This window comes from Pseudarthrobacter sp. L1SW, assembly GCF_020809045.1.
Lineage (GTDB): Bacteria > Actinomycetota > Actinomycetes > Actinomycetales > Micrococcaceae > Arthrobacter.
Map to the genome: position 1 here is coordinate 3,129,459 of NZ_CP078079.1, position 19,430 is coordinate 3,148,888.

Here is a 19,430-nt window from a genome sequence, read left to right on the forward strand (position 1 = left end):
CTTGAAGGCAAACTTCTTCGCTAATCCCCTCAACAAGGCGAGCGGTGGATAAGTGTTTCCCCCGGCGGGACCCCACACAAATCTCGTTCCCTCAGGCAGACCGAAAAGTACAGGAGGAATCATCCAGTCGGAGGCAAAAGTAGCATGGTGAAAAACCGTCGAGTTTTTGGATTCACGCCTTACTACAGCTGAGGCAAATATGATCCACGAAAGATATCTACAGTATGTTGACTTTTTTCCGTCAAAAGGAGTCCGAACGCGAACAATGCGTACTGAACATGGAAGTTTGAGCACCTCGGACTCCAATGTCGGCGCGTTCCCGGTACGAGTAACAACAGTGATGCCATCTACTAACTCGGCAGCAGCCTGCAGGAGGGACCACCCAGCACCCGACTCACTTCCCTGGGTAGGATCACACGCGTAGGCTGAGAAGACGAGATTGTTAGCCGGAGAAGTTTTATCTACTAGCATTCGGTCACTTTCTGAGTCTGTTAGCTACTTGTTTAGAGTGTTTGTGCATAGGCGCGCGACCAGGACCGGTGAACTGGCTATTCACTTCTATAGTCGGGTTAGTGAAGGTGCTAATTTTGCCGTGCCCATAGCAACTTTATCGACTGGCAAGTAACCCGCCGAAGACTTCCTCTGTCGCATTGAGCCAACAATCGGGAGCGAACGCTTGATCGTAGTACCGCCGAGCACCGGCAGAAAGCTCAAGACGCTCTGGAGGCGTACTACGCAACACGCCCACAATTGCTAGTGCCAGTTGGCGGGGATCGTTGGGCTTCACTAGCGTCACCCCTGGGCCTACGAAATCAGCCATCCCGCCTACATTCGAAGCTATTACTGGGGATCCGCAGGACAACGCCTCAATCACTACTCTGCCAAAAGGTTCTGGCCATATAGACGGAACGACAACTGCCAGGGCCTTGGCCATGGCAGGCGCAATCGCTGCGGGTTCCACCGCCCCATGAAAAACTACACGGTCGTCCAAAAGCCCTGCCGGTTGTGCACAACCGTAAACATCGATTCTCAAGGCCGGATCAGGCACGAGTGCCGCAGCAGCGAGCAAGACGTGCAAGCCCTTTTCAGGGGAGTCCCTCCCGACAAACACGAAGGACGATCGTTCGCCTCCATTTTGTTGAGTGGATTTGAGTGGATCAGGCCAGACAAGGTTGGGTCTAACAACTATTCGATCTGATTCCAAACCGGATGCAACAGCGATTGCTTTAACGTACTCAGAGACAGCTATGAAAGCGTCAGCAACGTTAAGTAATCCCAAACCACTTTGCATCATCTTGGCTAATGTAGTTGCGGTCGAGGCTGCTCTAGAGTCTCTGTAGCACGCATGACGAATGCCGCTCAGGGGGATTGCGCGCCCTACACATAATTGGCAGTCCTTACCCTCCCTGAAAGTTGTTCCAGCGATGCAGCCTATACGATAATTTCTCAAGACCTGCACCACAGGAATATCCATCGATTTCGCGGCAAGGATCGCACTTGGCGAAAGCGCGGGAAAAGTATTGTTAACGTAGACGACATCGGGCCGAAATGACGCTACAAGTTGCTTTACGTCCTTATAGACGGCGCGATTGAATGTCATGTCCGTCAGCGTTCTAAGCGGACGGTTCGCGGCGACATCGCTATTCCTGACGGTATAGTCCCTGACCTGGTATCCACTCGCCTTGAGAAAAGCCCCTTCGGTTTTGTGGCTTACGTCTTCGCCGCCCAAAACTCGGTATTTGGCATGCATGGTCAAGACGCGCAGAGGCGAACTCCCTGCCTGATTTAGGCCGCTAGACAAGCGATCCTCCTGCAAAGTTGACGATAACTGACTTGCAAAGATTCTTCGGGCATACTTTGCTCGGCTTCACAAATCAGGAGCGATCCCGGTTGGCGATACCTCTGACGGCTCGCATTGACCCACACCCGCTCTAGTCTGGCATACTCCATGGCCGCTACTGGATGTTGCCCTCGCAGGAGGGCTGTAGTTTCGCTACTACGGATAGGAATCGCTCAATTCCGCACTCCAAACGCTAGGCTTCGGACGCTGCAGTTTGCTGGCCGGGCTGGCCTAGCAATCCCAACCTCAGTGGGTTGCTGGCAGTGGCACGCGGGCTATCACACTTTTCGAGGACCGGCAATCTCGGCCGTGTGACGATCCAGCTATGGGATATTCTGTCTCGCGACATAGTTTCTGCGGCAAAGGCACCGACCCTGTAGTCAGATTCTGCCGCGGACCACAACAATGGGGGGAATCCTATGACCATGAGAGCACTGATCACTGGTATAACGGGCCAGGACGGCTCCTATCTTGCTGAGCTATTGCTGGGAAAGGGCTACGAAGTCCACGGACTAATTCGTAGGGCTTCGACCTTTAATACAGCACGAGTTGACCACTTGTACGTCGACCCGCATGACGCCAACGCAAAGCTGTTTCTCCACTATGGGGATCTCAGCGATGGGGCCCGGCTAGTCACGCTCCTGGCCGAGATCCAACCGGATGAGGTCTATAACCTCGCTGCGCAGTCTCATGTCCGTGTTTCTTTCGACGAGCCCGAGCACACGGGAGACACAACTGGTGTCGGTACCATTCGCCTTCTGGAAGCCGTTCGCATGTCGGGGATCAAAACTAGGTTTTATCAAGCATCGTCCTCCGAGATGTTTGGTGCCACCCCTCCTCCTCAGAACGAAGAAACCCCTTTCTATCCCCGTTCCCCCTATGGCGCAGCAAAGGTCTACAGCTATTGGATTACGAAGAACTATCGTGAGGCGTACGGAATGTTCGCCGTTAACGGGATCCTCTTCAACCATGAGTCACCTCGCCGCGGCGAAACGTTTGTCACCCGAAAAATTACACGAGCCGTCGCGGCCATCAAGGCCGGCAAACAGGATCTTTTGTACATGGGCAACCTGGACGCGGTCCGCGACTGGGGCTATGCAGCAGAATATGTTGAGGGCATGTGGCGCATGTTGCAGGCCGACGAGCCGGATGACTTCGTGCTGGCTACGGGGGGCAATTACACAGTGCGCGACTTCCTTCAGATCTCCTTCGAGCACGCAGGCCTCAACTGGGAAGACCACGTTCGCTTCGATGACCGCTACCTTCGGCCGACAGAAGTTGATGCTCTCGTGGGCGACGCTTCCAAGGCTCAAGAGAAGCTCGGGTGGAAGGCGTCAGTGCACACCCCGGAGCTTGCTCGAATAATGGTAGACGCAGATATCGAAGCTCTGAAGCATGCGGGAAACCACTGGATCGACAAGGTGTCTCTTGAAAGCTGGAAGAACTAGTGGCTGAGGAACTGAATTTCGTTCCCACCAAACTCGACCGCTCGTCTACGTTCTACGTAGCGGGACATCGAGGACTGGTGGGTTCAGCGATCTGGCGCAGACTTGAGCAGGACGGTTTTTCCGACCTCGTTGGCCTTACCTCCGCAGAACTTGATCTCAAGGACCGGGACGCGGTCCTCCGATTTTTCGCAGATGCGAAGCCCCGGTACGTGGTTCTGGCAGCCGCAAAAGTGGGTGGCATCCTGGCCAACAGCACCTATCCCGTCGATTTCTTGAGTGACAACCTTAGAATTCAAGTCAACGTCCTTGACGCGGCCAGAGAGTTCGGCGTTGAGCGGCTCCTCTTCCTAGGTTCTTCTTGCATCTACCCCAAGTTCGCGGAGCAGCCCATACGCGAAGATTCGTTGTTGACCGGTCATCTGGAACCGACCAATGATGCGTACGCCATCGCGAAAATCGCTGGGATCATGCAGATTCAGGCGATTCGGCGGCAGTACGGTCTGCCATGGATTTCTGCTATGCCAACTAACTTGTACGGTCCTGGGGACAATTTCTCTCCGGAGGGATCGCATGTCCTTCCAGCACTGATCCGTCGTTACGATGAGGCTGCTCGTGCCGGCACACCTATAGTAAGCAATTGGGGTTCTGGTACTCCTAGGCGGGAATTCCTCCACGTAGATGACATGGCGGCGGCTTGCCTACATTTGTTGGAAAACTACGACGGGCCATCCCAGGTGAACGTAGGAACGGGCACCGACGTATCGATCAAAGAACTGGCAACTCTTGTGGCCGATGCTGTGGGATACACCGGAGAAATTGCATGGGACACGACCAAGCCCGACGGAACACCCCGCAAACTCCTCGATGTCTCCAAGCTTGCAGCAGCTGGTTGGCGATCGACTATTGGGCTTGAAGCGGGAATTCGCTCGACGGTTGATTGGTATAGATCCAACCTCGCGCATATTCGCAACTAGTCAAGAGCGACTGATTTCGTTAGTGACTCTGAATTGGGGGAAATGTAATGAATGCGGGCGACGATTGGCGGGCAAGATCCGCCCGCCAGTTGCGAGTAGTTGACGCGTTCGTTGTAGTTTGGGCTGTCGTCGGGGCCTACGTCATACGCTTCGGTTTCGAAACGGACGCGATAGTGACAGGTCAAGAGTTTAACTACGCCTGGCTGTCAGTCGCTCTAGCCATCGTGTGGTGGCTGATGTTGGGCGCATGGAACAGCAGACAAAGCAGGATCTTGGGTGCTGGACCTGACGAATACAAGCGAGTAGCTGCGGCGTCACTGTGGCTTTTTGGGCTCATTGCCATTGTGTCGTATGTCCTAAGAATTGATACAGCTCGAGGCTACGTCGGGGTCGCACTTCCGTCCGGCTTATTGGGATTGCTTCTGGCGCGCTGGCTCATTCGGCAGCACCTAAGCGTCAACCGCCAACTGGGAGAGAGTATGTCCCGTCTCCTCCTGCTGGGCGGCCCCAGCGCGGTGGCGCATCTTGCACGTTCTTTGGATACTGCGAAGCATGCCGGTTATCTGCCCGTTGCCGTGTACACACCGGGTAACGCCGAAGGCCTGGTTGTCGAGCCCGAGTCCGGGCTACCTGTCCTTGGGAGTAAAGCCGATGCCAAATCCATAGTTGAAGCCATCGAGGCCTGCAATGCGGATGCCGTAGCAGTTTCAGCAGGGGTCCAATTGCACCCGCAGACACTCCGTCACCTTGGTTGGGAATTGGCTTCCCGAAATATCGGGCTCATCATGGCGCCGGCACTCACAGACATAGCCGGACCGAGGATTCACACTCAGCAGGTTGCTGGCCTCCCTCTTATTCACGTCACCACCCCAACGCTTGAAGGGGGGCAGCGCGTGGCCAAACGGCTGTTCGATGTCATCGTTTCCGGCGTTCTCATTATCGTTTCTTTGCCTGTCATGGCGGCCGTTGCGTTGCTGATCAAGTTCCATGACAAGGGACCGGTGATTTTCCGGCAAGACCGTGTGGGAATTGAAGGAAAGCCATTTCAGATGTTGAAGTTTCGTTCGATGATTGTTGATGCGGAGCGGCGACTAGCCGAACTGAGATACCAAAGCGATGGTAACGGGCTGCTCTTCAAGATGAAGAATGACCCTAGGATTACGCCAGTTGGACGTTTCCTCCGGAAATTCAGCCTCGATGAGTTACCTCAGCTCTTCAACATCTTCGTGGGGTCGATGAGTCTTGTTGGCCCGCGTCCTCCACTTCCTTCTGAAGTTGCTGCCTACGAGAAAGACGTCCGCCGTAGATTGCTAGTTAAGCCCGGGCTCACGGGTCTTTGGCAGGTTAGCGGTCGCTCTAACCTATCGTGGCAGGATTCGGTGAGGTTGGACCTCTATTACGTGGAGAACTGGTCCTTGGCTGGCGATCTTCTGATTCTCATCAAAACTTTCCGTGCCGTCTTCCGCGGCTCCGGAGCCTACTAAACGATGCCTCGTACGAAAACCGCCCTTCGGGGGAAGGACAACTACACATGAAAATATCTGTCATCGGTTGCGGATACTTGGGAGCCGTCCACGCGGCTTGCATGGCTAAATTAGGCCACGACGTAGTAGGAGTAGATGTCGACGAGCGCAAGATCGCTGAGCTCTCCGCGGCAAGGGCTCCCTTCTATGAGCCAGGACTTGAAACGCTCCTTCAAGAGGTACAAGAAACGGGCAGATTGAAGTTCACCACGGACGTCTCAGCTGTCGCCGGTAGTGCGGTCCATTTCATTTGTGTAGGAACTCCGCAAAAAAAGGGCGAAAACGGAGCCGATCTTACTTTTGTCGACGCAGCAATGCTAACCCTGATGCCTCACGTAATGCCGGGTGACGTGGTCGTTGGAAAATCGACAGTTCCTGTCGGCACAGCGGCGCGGCTCGCGGGTTTGCTCGAGAATGATCAGCCCTCGGCGCACCTCGTTTGGAACCCAGAGTTCCTCCGCGAAGGGCATGCCGTTGCTGATACGCTCCAGCCCGATCGCCTCGTGTATGGCGTGCTGACTGGTTCAGAGGAGCACGCTGCTGTGGGGGTCCTCGACGATGTGTACAGAGTGCCGCTTTCGGCCGGTACTCCACGCCTGGTCACAGACCATCCCACGGCTGAGCTCGTGAAGACCGCTGCAAACTCTTTCCTGGCAACGAAAATCTCATTCATCAACGCTATGGCGGAGCTCTGCGAGGCAGCCGGGGCCGACGTTACGCAACTTGCGGATGCAATCGGCATGGACGATCGAATAGGACGAAAGTTCTTGAACGCGGGGATTGGATTCGGCGGCGGTTGCTTGCCAAAGGACATCCGCGCGTTCATGGCTAGGGCAGGTGAACTCGGCGCCGACCAAGCTCTTACGTTCCTCCGTGAAGTCGACGCAATCAACATGCGCCGGCGGACCAAGGTGGTTGAGCTGTCCCGCGAGCTGTGCGGAGGCTCCCTGCTGGGCAAGAAGATTACGGTGCTCGGCGCAGCGTTCAAACCGGAGAGCGATGATGTTCGTGATTCTCCCGCACTGAGCATTGCTGCCCAGCTACAACTCCAAGGGGCAGTCGTGACTGTCACGGACCCCAAAGCATTGAGCAACGCCGCCCGCCGTTTTCCGGAGCTTCACTATGAGGCGGACTTCAGCAAGGCACTTGAGTCTGCCGACGCGCTTCTCCTACTGACTGAATGGCAGCACTACCGGGACCTCGACCCGTACGAAGTGGCTGGCATCGTCGCGTCGACACGGATCCTTGACGGTCGCAACATACTTGATCCAGCCAAATGGCGGGCAGCGGGTTGGGTCTACCGGGGCCTTGGGAGGCCCTGAGTGGCAAACTCTCGCATTACATCTCAGACCCGCGACGCACGCACTTTTGGGACCAAATCACGTAGACAGCTTGGGCGCCGGAGGAATCGTTCGCTCATAGTGCTAGCACTTTGTGGAACCGTTGTCGTTGTCGCTGTCGCGGCAGCAGCTTGGTTGGCGACCAAGGCAGCGACCATAAGGGACGAGCTAAACGCGGCAAGCGTGTTGATCGCGCCTTTAAAGAGTGAGGTAGCCAGCCAGGACACTGAAGGTGCTATTTCGACAGTTGACCAGTTGCGCGTCCATACGACAGCAGCCAAGCAATCTGCGGAAGATCCTATCTGGACCCTGGCCTCCGCTGTTCCAGGAATCGGAGCCAATTTTGCTGCCGTTACTGAGGTCACGCAATCGGCAGACGACGTGGCTAACTTAGGACTGGCGCCCCTTGCAAAAGTCTTCCATTCGCTGGACTGGAAGACCTTGGTACCTAGCGGAACGGCTTCAAACCTGGGGTCCTTGAAGGCTGCTTCTCCCTCTGTTAGTTCAGCTGCTCATGCTGTTCGGGCTTCGTCCGAACGACTGGATGGAATTGATGCTGACGGCCTCTGGCCTCAGGTTGCCAGACCGCTCGTGGAGGTTAGGGACCAGCTACGAGAGGTGACGGGCGCTCTCGATGCATCTGCGGACGCTGCACGACTGCTGCCCAATATGATGGGAGCTGGAACCCCTAGGAACTATTTGCTCATGGTGCAAAACAACGCCGAGTCTCGCGCGTCGGGCGGTATTCCTGGAGCACTGGCCGTTCTAGAGCTTCACAGCGGGAAGCTCTCACTGGGAGCACAAAGCAGCGCGGGTGAGATAGGCACGATGTCCCCTGTTATCGCTCTGGATGAAGTCCAGCAACAGATCTACTCAAGACGCTTGGGCAAATTCATGCAGGACGTAAATCTAACACCTGATTTCCCTACTGCGGCCAGAACGGCCGCGGCCATGTGGGAGCGTAAGACCGGTCAACGCCTCGATGGTGTGGTTTCGGTTGACCCAGTTGCGCTGAGTTATCTTCTCAATGCCACGGGCCCGGTCCGCATCAGCGGAAATGAGCTTTCACAGGTGACGAGCCTTGGGCTACCCACGGAACTGAACGGCCAAAACGTCGTGCCAACTCTCCTTTCGGAGGTTTACGCAAGAATTGAAGAACCCAAGCTGCAAGACGCCTACTTCGCTGGGGTGGCCCAGGAAATCTTTCGCGCCCTTTCGAGCGAACAGACTGATCCGAAAGACCTCATTTCTGGTCTTTCGCGTGGGGTAACCGAGGGTCGCATCTCTCTTTGGTCTGCGACGGAATGGGAACAGTCGATCATCGGTACATATCCACTTAGCGGTTCTATCGCAGGGTCAAGCGTTCCAGCGGCCCAGTTCGGCGTCTACTTTAACGACGGTACCGGCGCCAAGATGGACTATTACGTAGAGCGCACAGTCCAACTGATTAGGGAATGTCCAAAAGATGGATATGAGAACACGACCGTACGCGTCACTAGTACGAATAATGCTCCAGCCGACGCAGCGACGTCCTTGCCGGCCTACGTGACTGGGGCTGGAGTCTTCGGAGTGCCGCCAGGATCGGTTCAGACTAACATCGTTGCCTACGGCCCAGCCCAAGCCACCGTGGAGACCGCACGGCTGGACGGGCAGAAGACCGGGTTTGCACCCTATCTACATAGCAACAGACCCGTAGGGGTGCTGGCCGTCCGACTAGCACCAGGCGAAAGCAGAACGGTCGACTTCACGTTTGGAAAGATTGTGCAGCATACGGAACCTAACGTAGTTGTCACACCTACCGTCCAAGATGTAAAGGACGTAAAGTTGCCGATGGAAAACGCGGCCTGCGGGTAGACAATGGATAACTCGTTAACACTATGTAAACCGACTGGATTGAGATTGCTCACACGCAAGAGCAGATGGTAGCTTCTTACTTGGGATATCTATCCGTAGTTCTGCACACAGGTCTCGTGCGGAGGGGAACACCCCGATATCGGGTAATCAAAAAACTTATACGTCTCCGGGGGGACACATGAAAAAAACACTCGCAGCACTCGCGCTTGCCGGTTCTATTGCCCTTGTAGGGGCGGCTCCTTCCATGGCAGCCACCTACCCCGCCCTTCCGCCGCAGGCCGCAGTTTCTGACGGCGTCGTAGGCCCGGGCGAAGACTTCATTTTCAGTGGCCAGGGGTTCCTTGCCGGTGAAACTCTCACGATCACAGTGACTCCGGGTGACGCTCCGGCCTCGGACGGCGCAAGCATCGCCGGTGGTGCAGCTGTAGCTGCGAAAATCAACCTTTACTTGGCCCCGAGCACTCTCAGCACGACGGCTGACGCGCAGGGTCGGTTCTCGCTTCCCATTTCCATCAGCGAAGCCGGCACCTACTCCATCACGGCAACCGGCAACACCTCAGGCGTAACAGTCGGTCCAGTGACGGTTAAGGTCGCCGCTTCACTCGCCAACACGGGCGGCGCCCCGCTGGCTAACACCGGCAGTGGCCTGGCCAACACCGGCGCTGATTCCGGTCTGATCCTCTGGACCCTCGTTGGGGCAGGAGCACTGGCTGCCGGCGCAACTTCGGTTGTTGTTGTTCGCCGCCGCGCCAAGGCTGAGGCTGCTGCCTAACAGCGACAGGCAATCCACCGAAGAAGGTGGGTGTACTCCAGAAATGGGGAACACCCACCTTCCTTCTTTAAGGATTAACGAGCTAAGCAACGAAGGCTGGCGGCCGGACTGTGGTATCAATATGAGCTATGGGGAGACATTGGAGCAGAACACCGAGAGAGTTCGACTTCTCCATACCACTCCCCCGCCCACAGGTGCTCCGTTACGCCCTTCTTTTACTTCTGGCCGCATTCGCCACCGCGACTACGGCATTAGCCCTTCTACGGACCCCCTGAGGCCCAGCTTGTGGCACCTCCGCGACCACAGGCTTTGGCAGGTCCTCCTCGCCGCCATGCTGATTGCCCTATCCGTCATTGCGTTTTGGCCAAGCCCCGTTGATCAGCCTGTACAAGGTCAACTGGCTGCTGCGATGGATTTCCTTCATCTTCACGGAATTCCAGCTTGGTTCAACTACAAATTTGTTGAGGCATCGGCAAATGTAGCGCTCTTCGTGCCGCTAGGAATAGTGAGCTCGCTGGCCTTTCCTGATAAATGCTGGTGGCAGGTTGGAGCATTTGGCCTGCTGATTTCCGGCTGCATGGAGCTGGGCCAGCTGCTATTTCTTCACGACCGCTTTTCGACCCCGCAAGACCTCGTGACAAACACGTCAGGAGCAGTCACAGGCGCGCTCCTGACCGGGTGGGCGCTCAGAAAACTAGAGGCCCGCCACCTTTCGGCAGCGGACCTCTAGAAGTCAGTGGAACGCGAAACTAGCTGACGAAGCCCTTCATCCAGGTCTTCAGGTCCTCGCCGAACTCAACGCGCTCTGACGCCAGCGTAATTACGGCCTTGAGGTAGCTCAGCTTGTCGCCGGTGTCGAAGCGGCGGCCCTTGAAGACAACACCGTAGACGCCGGAGCCTTCGCCCTCAACGGCGGCCAGGGTCTGCAATGCGTCGGTCAGCTGGATCTCACCGCCGCGGCCCGGCTCGGTGTTCTCCAGGACGCCGAACACGGACGGGTGCAGCACGTACCGGCCGATCACCGCAAGGTTGGACGGCGCCTCCCCTACGGCAGGCTTTTCAACGAGACTGTTGACGCGGACGTAATCCTCGCCGTCGACCGCTGTGATGTCCGCACAGCCGTAAGCGCTGATCTGGGACGGATCAACCTCGATCAGGGCGATGACGGAGCCGCCGGTCTTCTGCTGCACATCCATCATGGTGGTGAGCAGGTCCTCGGCCTCGTCAATGAGGTCGTCGCCGAGCAGGACCGCAAAAGGTTCGTTGCCCACGTGCTGGCTGGCGCACAGCACCGCGTGGCCCAGGCCCTTGGCCTCGCCCTGGCGGACGTAGTGGATGGGGCCAAGTTCCGAGGCGTACTGCACGGACTCCAAGCGGTCCTTGTCGCCCTTTAGCTCCAGTGCACGCTCGAGACCCGGCTCGCGGTCGAAGTGGTCCTCCAAGGAGCGCTTGTTGCGCCCCGTAATCATCAGGAGGTCGGTAAGGCCGGACTTCACGGCTTCCTCAACGACGTACTGGATGGCCGGCCGGTCCACGACCGGCAGCATTTCCTTCGGCATTGCCTTGGTTGCGGGCAGGAAGCGAGTCCCCAATCCGGCAGCAGGAATGACGGCTTTGGTGATAGCTTTCCCCGTAGTCATAGCTGAACCTTACAAATCAGGTGTAGACAAAGGCAATTTCTCCGCCTAAAGGGCTTACCGAAGTCCGCGGAGATCGCGCACGAGCCGCGGAGCTGAACGGAGGAATCTTGCCCATCTGGCCCGATACTGCGCGAGCTGGCCCCGGAGCGACATGTCAGCGTAGATGTTTTGACTCAGGAGGACCTCAGGAGGCGGGAACATAGCGCGCCACAGCATCCCAGGCTTCTCCCGCCACGGCGCCCGGACGATCGCCACGAGCCGGGCGCTCCCCGGTTCCCTGGCCATCAGCCGGTTGCGCCACTCCATTGACGGCTCAGGCCACTCAGGTACGGTGGTGTCGGGCAAGAGGTCCTCAAGGAAGGTGCGCATCGCCGCCAATGAGCCAGTCGCCGTCGCGATCTCAAAGATGGCTGGCGCGTGGGAGTAACGCTTCGTGATGTCAGCCAGAAATTCGAGTTCCTTCCGGCACGCAGGCAGCTGGGGCGATCTCAGGGCATGCAGTGCCAGGATCAGGATTCCCAGCGCCTTGGAGGGGACGCGCACCTGCTGTCCGGCCAGCTCAAGGGTTTCGGTGCTGGCCCACATCACCTCAAAACACTCCTCGGCGGCCATCTCCATCCCCGGAAAGCGGAAGTGGACGTCGATGCAGCACGGCCATTCTGGATGGTCGAGGGTAAAGGAATGCTTGGGAAACGTTCTGCTGTCAGGATCCACGGGGCGTTCCCGCCAGCCGCGTTCCCGCAGGCCTTGCAGCATCCGTTCGACGCTGGAGGGTTCCACGTAGACGTCCACGTCCGCTGACGTTTTGGGCTGGCGCAGGCCCTGTGCCACACTCGCCGGCCCCTTGATGAAGAAGGCCCGAATGTCCAGGCAGTCCGCCACCCTCGCCACCAGGGTGTGGCCCAGGAGGACGGCCTCGGAGATGCTGAGCTGCGTTGCACTGCCGTTGTCCGCCACGGGAACCGCCTAGTCCCTTGCCCTGCGGCCGCTGAGCGCGGCTTCCATTGGGACTTGGACATCCCTGTCCGGTTCTGCGCCAGGGCGCCGGGATGCGGCGGCAGGCTTCGGGCTGGGCGCGGACGTATACGTTCCGTAGTAGGAGTAGGCGTCGGTTCCCTTGGTGGGCACGTAATTGAGGACGGCGCCGAGGATCCGGCCCTTGACCTTGTCCAGGTTCCCCAGGGACTGTGCAAGCTGCTCCTGCGTTGTCCTGCCCGTCCGGATCACCACGATGGCTCCGTCCGCCGCCCGGGAGAGGACCGCGGCATCCGTCACCGGCAGCAGCGGCGGGGCGTCGATCAGGACAATTGCGTCTTCCGCCAGGCGGTTGAGCATATTCCTCATGGCCTGGGACCCCAGCAGTTCACTGGGGTTGGGCGGGATGCGGCCTGAGCCGAGGACTGACAGATTCGGCAGGGCACCCCACGGCTGGAGGACGTCCGCCAACTCGGCGGTACCGGTGAGGACGTCGGTGACGCCCACTCCCGGAACAAGGTTGAAAACGTCCACCAGCGTGGGCCGGCGGAGGTCGCCGTCGACCACCACGACGTTCTCGCCGGCGGCCGCCATGGTGACCGCCAGGTTTGCCGTGACCGTGGACTTGCCTTCCGCCTGCACGGAGCTGGTGACCACAATGATCCGCGGCGGCTGGTCCACGTCCAGGAAGCTGAGGTTGGTCCGCAGCTCCCGGAGGGCCTCCGCCATGGCTCCGCCGGCGTCGTGGACCTCCGCCTCGGTGTCCGCGTCCAGGATGGTGCTTTTCTGGTCCAGGCGGTGGTCCAGCGGCAGGGTGCCGACCACGGGGACACCGAAGAGGCGTTCGACGTCGGCAGCCTTGCGGATGCGCCGGTCCAGGTGCCGGCGGATCAGCGCGTAGGCCACGCCGAGGGCCAGGCCGACAACCGCGCCCAACAGCAGGTTGAGCTTGGTGTTGGGCGACGTGGGGCTGGTGGGAAGGACTGCCTTGCCCAAGGGAAGCACACGCACGGCCGTTGCCGTGGGAGTCACGGGCGTCACGGCGTCCGCCGTTGCTGTTCCGGGCTCACCGGTAGTTTCGGCGGGAGGTGCCGTTTCGATCGCTTCCACCTGGGCGGCGAGGCCGTTGACCCAGGCGTCGGCCACGCGTTGTGCTGTGGCGGGGTCCGTGGAGAGGGCGGTCACCCGGATCTCTGCGGTGTCCAGCGGGACCTTCACGCTGATGCTGCCGAGAAGGGCGTCCGCTGTGGTGTTCAGCTCAAGGGAGGCGATGACCCGGTCCGCCACGAGCCGCGACTTTGCCACGGACTCGTAGTTCTTGACCTTGGCCTTCGCCAGGCTGTCGCCGGCCAGTGACAGGCTTACGTTGTCCGAGCCCGGCGTGACCACAATGCCGCTGGAATCGGAGGAGTAGATCTTGGGCTGGAGGACGGTCCAGCCGAACGCCGCCAGCGTGGCCAGGAGGGTGAAGGCGACAATGGCCTTCCAGTAGACCCGAAGGACCCGGAGGTAGTCCGCCAGGTCCATGCCTGCGGGCGCTTCCGCCGGGGGTGCTGCTGTGCTCATGGTGGTTCCTTCCACTCAAACCTACTTGCGGCCCTGTTCCAGGACCGACTTGGCGACCAGTTGTTCTGTGGCTGCGGCGACGGCGTCCCGGTAGCCTTCTGGGGTGCCGTGCACCTTGCCGACTTCTTCGGCGAGCCTGTCCGGCTGTATTGGGTTGGCGGATGCTTCCCAGATGGCCGGGCCGATCCCGCTGAGCCGCACAATCTCGTTGTCCAGCATCACGAGGAGGTCGCCGCCGATAACCACGGCGTCCTTGGGTGCTGCACGCCGGATGAAGCCCTCCGGGACGGGTCCGGCGTGGGCGTCGTCTGCTGCGGGGGCTTCCCACTCGCCTGCGCTCCCGGTCTGCGACCGGAACAGCGGCTCCAGGGCGGCCGGAAGATCAGCGGCTTCAGAGTAGGTCACCTGCCACACTCCCCCTATGCCGTCGACCAGGCGGCACAGCGACTGCAGCGGCTCCACCATCTCCCCCTGCGAGGACGAATCCGGGATCAGGGCGAGCACCGCGTCAGCCAGCGGGACCCTTTCGAGCACTGGCGCGGCAGGGCGGCCGCTGGGGACCCGGTTGAGCAGCACGACGGACTGGATAAAGGGTTCTTCAGGCGCCGGCTGAAGACCGAGCTCATCCGGCCCCACCTGCCGCTTGGGAAGTACGGGTCCCTGCTTGACGGACAGCGGCTTGGGGTATGGAACCACCGAGCCGTCCCGGGCGATGGCCACGGTCTCGTCCGTGACATACCCGTAGGTCCCGGCCAGCACCGAGGCCGCGGTGGTTTTGCCCGTTCCCGACCTGGCCACAAGCGCCACCACCGCACCCGTGGCGGGATCCGCCACTCCGCATGCGTGGAGCATCGTCAGGCGGCCCGCATTGGCCAGGATGACCTCCACTGTGAGCCGGGACGTGAGGTGCTCAGCCAGCTCCGCGAAGGAGGCGGACCGCAGCTGGAACGTGCCGGCGTCGTACTTCCGTGACCGATAGGCGACCGACGCCGTGAACGGCTGGTCCGCGGTGGGTTCCAGCGGCCGCGGCGGAAGCAGGGGCCTGCGGCCGCCGGCACACCGTGCCCATGCCGAGCGCATGGAATCCCGCTGCTGCCACGTCACCGCACGGCCCCAGCTGACCGCGAACTGGGTTCCCAGGATGTCCAGGGACAGCAGATCGCTGCCCTTTGCCAGTTCCTCGACCAAGCGGTCCTGCCACGCCAAACGAGTGTTCCCCAGGACTCCTGCGGCCCTCATGCCGTCACCGGGACTCGCCGCTGGCAGCCTCGATCAGGGACTGGGCCTCAAGGCCAGCCAGGAAGCTTTCCACCTGGGCCTGCATCTGGCCCGACTGGTCCTCGAAGGTGGCCTCAAGCTCAGCCAGGAGATCCTGCTGCGTCCGCTGGCCGTCGATTAGGTCCCAGATGGCTGCAGCCGGGCCTTCAAGGACCACGGGCTGCGTTGCGTCGAGGTGCAGCAGGGCGACGCGTCCCTGCCCCTCCGCCCGCGCTTCCGCCACGAGGCCACCGCGTTTCCAGACCATGGTCAGTACGCCACAGTCAGGGTGCCGGTCAGGATCCGGTCCGTCCCGTCCGGCAGCCGGAGGGTGATGGTCAACGTGTAGCTGCAGGTGACCTTCGAGGGTGCGGGAGTGACGCGCTCGTACTGGAAGGAGACAGGGAAATTCAAAGTCTGGCCAGCGGTCAAACCGCCTGCATAGGTGAAGGTGGCGTTGAAGTCGTGGGCGGCAGTGTATGACGGCGATGTCAGGGTGGCGGAGGTGATGGACTGGACGCCGACTCCCGCGGTCACTGTTCCTGTTGGCTTGATGTTGATGGTGCCGGTGATAGCACCGGTAAAGGCAGCACCGCTATTGACGATCTGGAAGCCCGTCGGACCGGTACCTGTGTGGTTCGTGCCGGATCCGGTAGCCGTTGAACTGGTGAAGGTGATGGCCGAGCCGGCGCCCACCAGTGCTGCTGTGGTACTAAGGCCGGATGCCGCCGCTGCGGGGGCAGCAATGGCGGTGGCGATCACCGGCACTGTCCATGCCACTCCAGCAATTACCCTGCGCCGGCTGACGCCGTGTGCTTTGCCGCCACTGACCTTCGCGTTCAGAACCTCAGACAAGTCTGCTCCCAAGTATGTTTTCCAGCCCGGCCGGTCCTTGAAGACGGGCCGCGAACTTTGGCCGGGATTCCCCGGCTTCGCCTACTCTTTCGAAGCTGGCGAAAGATTCCTGCAACCAACCTGCAAGGTTCGGTCAAGATCAGGGAAAATGCCGCAGGAAAATGCGCTTGACCTGCAGTGATAAGGGTTCTGGGGTTCCTGGTCAGGCCTTGGCCCCGCCCGCCTGGTGCGGGAGGACCACATCGTCGGCGGCGCCCCCGGCAGAGGGAAACAGGAGGAGCAGGAGGCCCAGGCCTGCAGCCGCGCCCACGAGCTGGGCGATGACGAACGCGGGCACGGAGGCGGGTGCGATGCCGGCGAAGGTGTCACTGAAGATGCGGCCGACAGTCACCGCGGGGTTCGCGAAGGAGGTGGAGGATGTGAACCAGTACGCGGCCCCGATGTAGGCGCCGACCGCGGGCGCGGCCAGCACTCCCCGCTTGGTGGCGGCGAGAGTGAAGATCAGCAGGATAAGTCCGGCCGTTGCAACGACTTCTCCGAGCAGATGCCCGCCAGTGGCCCGGTCCTTGACCGAGATGGAGGTCCCCACCTCAAACATGGCATTCGCCACCACGCTGCCGCTGATCGCACCGAGGGTCTGCGCGGCCACGTAGGCCCCGAGCTCGGGCAGGGCAAGGCCCGTGCCGCTGCGCCGGCCCAGGATCAAGTCCACGAGCGAGACGACGGGATTGAAGTGCGCGCCGCTGACCGGCCCGAATACGAGGATCAGGACGGTCAGGCCCAGCATGGTGGCAGTGCTGTTCTGCAGAAGCTGGAGGCCAACATCGCCGGAAGATAGCTGCTGGGCCATAATCCCGGAGCCCACAACGACCATCACAAGCAGGCTGGTGCCAAGAAATTCAGCAAGGGCGCGGCGCCACAGCGGCGGCTGGTTAGTAGTCATGGCACCAAGCTTGACCGACGAGATTACCTCAGTCAAAATTGAGTCAATGAATACTGAACCAGCAGATGCGTTCCAGTCGCGGGTGGCCAAGCATGCGGCCCTGGCCGATCCGGCGCGGCTGCGCATTGTTGATCTGCTGACCCTCGGGGACTTCTCACCCACGGAACTCCAGGCCGAGCTGGGCATGCCCTCAAACCTGCTGTCCCACCACCTGCGCGTCCTGGAAGGAGCCGCCCTGGCCACCCGGCACCGCTCCGAGGCGGACAGGCGCCGCAGCTACATCCGGCTCGCCCCGGGCGCGCTGGAGGGACTCGCGCCCGGGGTGGAGCACGGTGCCGCCCGCATCCTGTTTGTCTGCACTCGGAACAGCGCCCGCTCCCAACTGGCTGCCGCCCTCTGGCGCCAGGTCAGCGACATTCCCTCCACCTCGGCCGGGACGCACCCGGCGGAGCGCATCGCCCAAGGCGCCATCGACGTCGCCCGCCATCACGGAGTAGCCCTGCCGGAGGTTCCACCCAGGAAACTGGGCAGGATCGCCGGTGGCGACTTCGTGGTCACCGTCTGCGATAACGCCCATGAGGAACTCACCAGCCTCGGCGCCACCCACTGGTCCGTGCCGGACCCCCTGCGGATCAACACCAAGGAAGCCTTCGAATACGCCTTCGAGGACATCTCCCACCGCATCAACGGCCTCGCGCCGCGGCTGCACGCCGCCTGAGGGCGGCCCTGTCCCCCGCCGCGTCCCAAGCAGGCTGTTCCACCTCAGTGACTCCAGGAGAAACCAATGAGTACCGAAACCACAAAGAAGCCTTCCGTTCTGTTCGTCTGCGTCCACAACGCCGGCCGCTCCCAGATGGCCGCGGCCTTCCTCACCACGCTCGGCAAGGGTTCCATCGAGGTGCGGTCCGCCGGCTCCCAGCCCGCGGACAAGATCAACCCGTCCGCGGTGGAAGCCATGGCGGAGGTGGGCATCGACATGTCCGCCGAGGTCCCGAAAGTCCTCACCACGGAGGCAGTGAAGGAATCCGACGTGGTGATCACCATGGGCTGCGGCGACGAATGCCCGTACTTCCCGGGCAAGCGCTACGAGGACTGGGTCCTGGAAGACCCCGCCGGCAAGGGCGTGGAATCCGTCCGGCCCATCCGCGACCAGATCAAAGCACGCGTCGAGAACCTGATCGAATCCCTCATCCCCGCTGCCAAGTAGCCCGTCCCGGACCAGGAGTGATACCCGTGAGCAGCAACAGCGAAAACCGTGACACCAGCCTGGGGCTGCAGGACAACACCGAACTCCTGCACCGCATCAGCGCCCGCCTCGGCGAGCGATTCTCCGGGATCTTCGCGACCGAAACCGTGGAGCGGTACGTCTTCGAGTCCTACGCCGCGCTGGCGCGGACGGCGAAGATCACCAGCCACCTGCCCGCCACCACCGAGCACTTCGCCGGTGACCGGCTTGCCGCCCTGGCCAAGTCCAAGGGAGCGATCGCCTCCGAGGTTCCGGAGGTTTTGTTCGTCTGCGTGCAGAATGCTGGCCGGTCCCAGATGGCCGCGGCGCTGCTGACCGTCGAGGCCAAAGGCCGGATCAACGTCCGCTCCGCAGGTTCCCTGCCGGCGGCCCAGCTGGATCCCGCCGTCGTGGCAGTCCTGTCCGAGATGGGCCTGGACCTGGCACGGACCTACCCCAAGCCCCTGACCGACGACGTGGTCCGTGCCTCGGACGTGGTGGTCACCATGGGCTGCGGCGATTCGTGCCCCATCTATCCCGGCAAACGCTACGAGGACTGGGAACTGCCGGACCCGGCAGGCCAGCCGCTTGAAACCGTGCGGGAGATCCGCGACCAGATCCACGGCAGGGTCAAGAGCCTGGCCGCCTCACTCACAAAGGAAACAACGCAGCCATGACCACCGAACCCACCGGCACGCAGAAGACCCCGTCCGTGCTCTTCGTCTGCAGCAAGAACGGCGGCAAGTCCCAGCTCGCCGCCGGCCTCATGCGCGAAGCCGCGGGAGACGCCGTCGACGTCTACTCCGCGGGCACCAAGCCCGGCACGTCCCTCAACCCGCAGGCCGTTGAATCCCTGACCGAACTGGGGATCGACATCACCGGCGAACACCCCAAACCCGTCACCGACGAGGTCCTGGACACGGTGGACGCCGTCATCGTCCTGGGCACCGAGGCGGAGCTTGACGCCCCCGAGGGCACCCGCTTGGAGGTGTGGGAAACGGACGAACCCTCTGAGCGCGGTATCGAAGGCATGGAACGCATGCGCCTGGTCCGTGACGACATCCGGAACCGGGTCCAGAAGCTGTACGCGGAGCTCACCGGGAGCTAGGGCGTGCCTCCTCTTCGTGGCGGGAATTTTCCTCACTCACGCCGCTGTACATTGCCATGAAACCGTAGTGGACCAGCACAGCCAGCACCGCCCCAATAACGAGCAGCACC

General features: G+C 60.7%; 19 protein-coding genes. 11 read left to right on the forward strand and 8 right to left on the reverse strand.

Annotated elements, in window-relative coordinates:
• Positions 1-607 precede the first annotated feature (607 nt).
• Complete coding sequence (locus KTR40_RS14485) at positions 608-1,750, reverse strand: glycosyltransferase (protein WP_255708922.1); 1,143 nt, start codon at positions 1,748-1,750, stop codon at positions 608-610.
• A gap of 509 nt (positions 1,751-2,259) precedes the next feature.
• Here KTR40_RS14485 and gmd point away from each other — a divergent pair.
• The 7 genes from gmd (at position 2,260) to KTR40_RS14520 (ending at position 10,481) form a co-directional block, all read left to right on the forward strand.
• Positions 2,260-3,288, forward strand: a complete 1,029-nt coding sequence (gene gmd / locus KTR40_RS14490; RefSeq protein WP_228404174.1) for a GDP-mannose 4,6-dehydratase — start codon at positions 2,260-2,262, stop codon at positions 3,286-3,288.
• The gene (locus KTR40_RS14495) at positions 3,288-4,262 is read left to right on the forward strand and encodes a GDP-L-fucose synthase (RefSeq protein ID WP_228404175.1); all 975 of its coding nucleotides are present in this window, start codon (positions 3,288-3,290) and stop codon (positions 4,260-4,262) included. Before gmd ends, KTR40_RS14495 begins: the two co-directional genes overlap by 1 nt.
• Before the next feature lie 47 nt (positions 4,263-4,309).
• Complete coding sequence (locus tag KTR40_RS14500; RefSeq protein ID WP_228404176.1) at positions 4,310-5,746, forward strand: sugar transferase; 1,437 nt, start codon at positions 4,310-4,312, stop codon at positions 5,744-5,746.
• A 47-nt stretch (positions 5,747-5,793) separates the two neighbouring features.
• Positions 5,794-7,107: a UDP-glucose/GDP-mannose dehydrogenase family protein gene (locus KTR40_RS14505; protein WP_228404177.1), complete on the forward strand. Its 1,314-nt coding sequence runs from the start codon at positions 5,794-5,796 to the stop codon at positions 7,105-7,107.
• A 153-nt stretch (positions 7,108-7,260) separates the two neighbouring features.
• On the forward strand, positions 7,261-8,979 hold the full coding sequence (locus tag KTR40_RS14510; RefSeq protein WP_228404178.1) for a DUF4012 domain-containing protein: 1,719 nt from the start codon (positions 7,261-7,263) through the stop codon (positions 8,977-8,979).
• A 178-nt stretch (positions 8,980-9,157) separates the two neighbouring features.
• The gene (locus tag KTR40_RS14515) at positions 9,158-9,751 is read left to right on the forward strand and encodes an LPXTG cell wall anchor domain-containing protein (protein ID WP_228404179.1); all 594 of its coding nucleotides are present in this window, start codon (positions 9,158-9,160) and stop codon (positions 9,749-9,751) included.
• A gap of 331 nt (positions 9,752-10,082) precedes the next feature.
• Positions 10,083-10,481, forward strand: coding sequence for a VanZ family protein (locus KTR40_RS14520; RefSeq protein ID WP_228404180.1), 399 nt, complete (start codon positions 10,083-10,085; stop codon positions 10,479-10,481).
• Between the two features lie 19 nt (positions 10,482-10,500).
• On the opposite strand, the gene galU is transcribed toward KTR40_RS14520, so the two are convergent.
• From galU to KTR40_RS14555, 7 genes are all read right to left on the reverse strand, one after another.
• Complete coding sequence (gene galU, locus KTR40_RS14525) at positions 10,501-11,391, reverse strand: UTP--glucose-1-phosphate uridylyltransferase GalU (RefSeq protein ID WP_228404181.1); 891 nt, start codon at positions 11,389-11,391, stop codon at positions 10,501-10,503.
• Positions 11,392-11,445: 54 nt separating this feature from the next.
• Positions 11,446-12,348: a nucleotidyltransferase family protein gene (locus KTR40_RS14530; protein ID WP_228404182.1), complete on the reverse strand. Its 903-nt coding sequence runs from the start codon at positions 12,346-12,348 to the stop codon at positions 11,446-11,448.
• A gap of 9 nt (positions 12,349-12,357) precedes the next feature.
• Positions 12,358-13,932, reverse strand: coding sequence for a polysaccharide biosynthesis tyrosine autokinase (locus tag KTR40_RS14535; protein WP_228404183.1), 1,575 nt, complete (start codon positions 13,930-13,932; stop codon positions 12,358-12,360).
• A 21-nt stretch (positions 13,933-13,953) separates the two neighbouring features.
• Positions 13,954-15,120, reverse strand: coding sequence for a hypothetical protein (locus KTR40_RS14540; RefSeq protein WP_228404184.1), 1,167 nt, complete (start codon positions 15,118-15,120; stop codon positions 13,954-13,956).
• Between the two features lie 55 nt (positions 15,121-15,175).
• Positions 15,176-15,457, reverse strand: a complete 282-nt coding sequence (locus KTR40_RS14545; protein WP_228404185.1) for a PqqD family protein — start codon at positions 15,455-15,457, stop codon at positions 15,176-15,178.
• Positions 15,458-15,459: 2 nt separating this feature from the next.
• On the reverse strand, positions 15,460-16,044 hold the full coding sequence (locus tag KTR40_RS14550; RefSeq protein WP_228404186.1) for a hypothetical protein: 585 nt from the start codon (positions 16,042-16,044) through the stop codon (positions 15,460-15,462).
• A gap of 202 nt (positions 16,045-16,246) precedes the next feature.
• Positions 16,247-16,987 (reverse strand): MIP/aquaporin family protein, encoded by a 741-nt coding sequence (locus tag KTR40_RS14555; protein ID WP_228404187.1) that lies wholly within the window; start codon positions 16,985-16,987, stop codon positions 16,247-16,249.
• A 46-nt stretch (positions 16,988-17,033) separates the two neighbouring features.
• Between KTR40_RS14555 and KTR40_RS14560 the strand changes: the two genes are divergently transcribed.
• The 4 genes from KTR40_RS14560 to KTR40_RS14575 all read left to right on the forward strand — a co-directional run bounded on the left by KTR40_RS14560 (position 17,034) and on the right by KTR40_RS14575 (position 19,320).
• The gene (locus tag KTR40_RS14560; protein ID WP_228404188.1) at positions 17,034-17,705 is read left to right on the forward strand and encodes a helix-turn-helix domain-containing protein; all 672 of its coding nucleotides are present in this window, start codon (positions 17,034-17,036) and stop codon (positions 17,703-17,705) included.
• Positions 17,706-17,771: 66 nt separating this feature from the next.
• Complete coding sequence (locus tag KTR40_RS14565; protein WP_228404189.1) at positions 17,772-18,194, forward strand: arsenate reductase ArsC; 423 nt, start codon at positions 17,772-17,774, stop codon at positions 18,192-18,194.
• A 26-nt stretch (positions 18,195-18,220) separates the two neighbouring features.
• The gene (locus KTR40_RS14570; protein ID WP_228404190.1) at positions 18,221-18,889 is read left to right on the forward strand and encodes an arsenate reductase ArsC; all 669 of its coding nucleotides are present in this window, start codon (positions 18,221-18,223) and stop codon (positions 18,887-18,889) included.
• On the forward strand, positions 18,886-19,320 hold the full coding sequence (locus KTR40_RS14575) for a low molecular weight phosphatase family protein (RefSeq protein ID WP_228404191.1): 435 nt from the start codon (positions 18,886-18,888) through the stop codon (positions 19,318-19,320). Before KTR40_RS14570 ends, KTR40_RS14575 begins: the two co-directional genes overlap by 4 nt.
• Positions 19,321-19,430 lie beyond the last annotated feature (110 nt).

Excerpts from the sequence above, each read along its gene's own strand:
- KTR40_RS14560 (WP_228404188.1), top strand. The coding sequence starts at position 17,034 with ATGAATACTGAACCAGCAGATGCGTTCCAGTCGCGGGTGGCCAAGCAT.
- KTR40_RS14545 (WP_228404185.1), bottom strand. The coding sequence starts at position 15,457 with ATGGTCTGGAAACGCGGTGGCCTCGTGGCGGAAGCGCGGGCGGAGGGG.
- gmd (WP_228404174.1), top strand. The coding sequence starts at position 2,260 with ATGACCATGAGAGCACTGATCACTGGTATAACGGGCCAGGACGGCTCC.
- KTR40_RS14505 (WP_228404177.1), top strand. The coding sequence starts at position 5,794 with ATGAAAATATCTGTCATCGGTTGCGGATACTTGGGAGCCGTCCACGCG.
- KTR40_RS14520 (WP_228404180.1), top strand. The coding sequence starts at position 10,083 with ATGCTGATTGCCCTATCCGTCATTGCGTTTTGGCCAAGCCCCGTTGAT.
- KTR40_RS14555 (WP_228404187.1), bottom strand. The coding sequence starts at position 16,987 with ATGACTACTAACCAGCCGCCGCTGTGGCGCCGCGCCCTTGCTGAATTT.
- KTR40_RS14565 (WP_228404189.1), top strand. The coding sequence starts at position 17,772 with ATGAGTACCGAAACCACAAAGAAGCCTTCCGTTCTGTTCGTCTGCGTC.
- KTR40_RS14535 (WP_228404183.1), bottom strand. The coding sequence starts at position 13,932 with ATGAGCACAGCAGCACCCCCGGCGGAAGCGCCCGCAGGCATGGACCTG.
- galU (WP_228404181.1), bottom strand. The coding sequence starts at position 11,391 with ATGACTACGGGGAAAGCTATCACCAAAGCCGTCATTCCTGCTGCCGGA.
- KTR40_RS14500 (WP_228404176.1), top strand. The coding sequence starts at position 4,310 with ATGAATGCGGGCGACGATTGGCGGGCAAGATCCGCCCGCCAGTTGCGA.
- KTR40_RS14485 (WP_255708922.1), bottom strand. The coding sequence starts at position 1,750 with ATGCATGCCAAATACCGAGTTTTGGGCGGCGAAGACGTAAGCCACAAA.
- KTR40_RS14515 (WP_228404179.1), top strand. The coding sequence starts at position 9,158 with ATGAAAAAAACACTCGCAGCACTCGCGCTTGCCGGTTCTATTGCCCTT.
- KTR40_RS14575 (WP_228404191.1), top strand. The coding sequence starts at position 18,886 with ATGACCACCGAACCCACCGGCACGCAGAAGACCCCGTCCGTGCTCTTC.